General features: G+C 38.7%; 2 protein-coding genes. Both read left to right on the top strand.

Annotated features, from left to right (window positions below):
- Positions 1-58 precede the first annotated feature (58 nt).
- Entirely contained in the window at positions 59-1,237 is a 1,179-nt protein-coding gene (locus ACUVXA_RS20185) for a hypothetical protein (protein WP_445873090.1), read from the top strand.
- 123 nt (positions 1,238-1,360) lie between these two features.
- A complete protein-coding gene (locus ACUVXA_RS20180) occupies positions 1,361-2,035 on the top strand; it encodes a transposase (protein ID WP_445873089.1) in 675 nt (224 codons plus the stop codon).
- Positions 2,036-2,093: the final 58 nt, after the last annotated feature.

Genomic DNA, 2,093 nt, shown 5'->3' with positions numbered 1-2,093 from the left:
AAATTACGTTTAAATTTTGATTCTTTCAAAAACCTTAGTTTTTAGAGAGGACTCAGTAATGGTTTATCCCAAAATATATTTAGTGATAGATAATTGTTTTGCCATAAAACGATGGGTTAAACCTTCAGAATGGATGGATGTAATAAAAAATATAGGATTTTCATACGTAGAAGCGAGCACAGACAATGAGTATGATCCTCTTTTCTCAACACGAGGATATATGGAAGATTGGATAAATGAGGTTTCTATACATCAGAAGGAAAATAATATGCGGGTGGTTAATTTCTATACTGGCTATCAAACATATAGAACTATTGGGCTTGCACACCATGACAGGAGGATAAGAAAAAAATTATTTGAGGGATGGCATAAAAAGCTTATTAGATATGCCTCTAGGATAAAAGCTGGAATAGGGTTTTCATTTTTTGCATTACCTGACAAGGTTCTACAAGATCCAAAGAAGTATAAAGAGACGATGAATATGGTTTTAGTTATTCTTTCGAAGCTAGCGGTGTTTGCATGGGATTATGGGCAAGTGCCTTTAAGTGTAGAGCAAATGTATGCTCCTCATCAACCTCCCTGGACTATTGAGGGTGCAAAGAGGTATCTAAAAGATATGTATAATTTAAGTGGGGTTCCGTCTTATATAACGATTGATGTTGGACATCAGGTTGGGCAGAGGAAATTCAAGAGACCTGATATTGTTAGGATTAAAGAAAACTTGAAGAAATTCAGATCCGGAGAATGGGTTGAAAATTTGTGGCTAGGCCCTCAATCTGCTTATGAATTATTTTTCAATGCTTTAAAATGTTCTGAATCTGAAGAAGAAGATTTTGTTCTCAGGATACAGGACGAGATGGATCGTTGTCCATATTTTTTTGCTGATGAAATTGATGGAGATACTTACAAATGGCTTGAAGAGCTCGGGTGTTATTCTCCTATAATTCATATGCAACAGACGGATGGCATTACGTCTAACCATGCCCCATTTACCAAGAAAAATAACATAAAAGGAATTATCAAGGGCGATAAATTACTCAAAGCAATTGCTAAATCATACGAAAAAGATTCAGAGGAGGGAATGCCTCCAAAATCTAATGAAGTCTATCTCACATTCGAGATATTTTCGTCAAATACGGATATAAACTATAATACAATCCAGAGAATGAAAGAGACACTTTATTACTGGCGTCAGTTTGTCCCATATGATGGTCTAACCCTTAATAGATTGATTTAACAATTAATACAAACATATTACAGGATATTCAGGCTGTCGATTTAACTTCAATTTATAACGAATATACTTAATTAAAAAAAACATAGTGTGGTAAATTGAGGGAAACCTCTGGGAGGGGAGATAATGCGATCCTTCATAGTTCCAAACCGCAAGCAGAAGTTACTCCTCACGGAAGTAGATTTAGAGAGTGTTGCGCCTCTTGGGAGTGCTCTTCGATACATCGATGAGCTTGTTGAGACATTAGACACTAGCGAGATAGAAAAGAGCTATGATTTTGAATCTGATCAGGGGAGGAATCCGATTCATCCCAAGACGTTCATCAAGATAGGGCTTTATGCGCTGCACAACTGCAGGTTTTCCTTACGGAAGATGGAATACGATATAGAGAATCATTTAGGGTACAAATGGCTTACTGGGGACAGGGGGATAGATCATTCGACCATTGGGAAGTTTTTTGCAAGGTACATGGATGAGATTGTGGAGTTATTCACGCAAGTGGTGATGATCTGTGCGGAGCGGGGTCTTATTGATTTTGATATTTTGGCTATTGATAGTGTAAAGCTTCGGGCGAATGCTTCGTATAAGCGTAGTAAGACGCTTAAGGGTATCGGGGAGGAGGAGCGAAGGATAAGGGGGCGGTTGAGGGAACTCATTGAGGCTGCCACTGGGGATAGTTTGATGCAGGAAGAAGAGGGTAAGACATTGGCGGGGCGTCTTAAACGCCTTAAGGAAGCCAAGGAAGTATTAAAGAGGAGGATTGAGGTAAAAACCAAGGGTAAAGGTCTGAATGGCAAGTGAATTCCGTATAGGGAGGGAAAAGGAATTTCCCAGACTTACTGCTGAGTGTACCACTACA

This window comes from Candidatus Jordarchaeum sp. (genome assembly GCF_052745115.1).
This window is presented reverse-complemented; position numbering and strand designations above follow the sequence as displayed.

Coding starts and splice junctions, on each gene's coding strand:
- ACUVXA_RS20185 (WP_445873090.1), top strand. CDS start 59: ATGGTTTATCCCAAAATATATTTAGTGATAGATAATTGTTTTGCCATA.
- ACUVXA_RS20180 (WP_445873089.1), top strand. CDS start 1,361: ATGCGATCCTTCATAGTTCCAAACCGCAAGCAGAAGTTACTCCTCACG.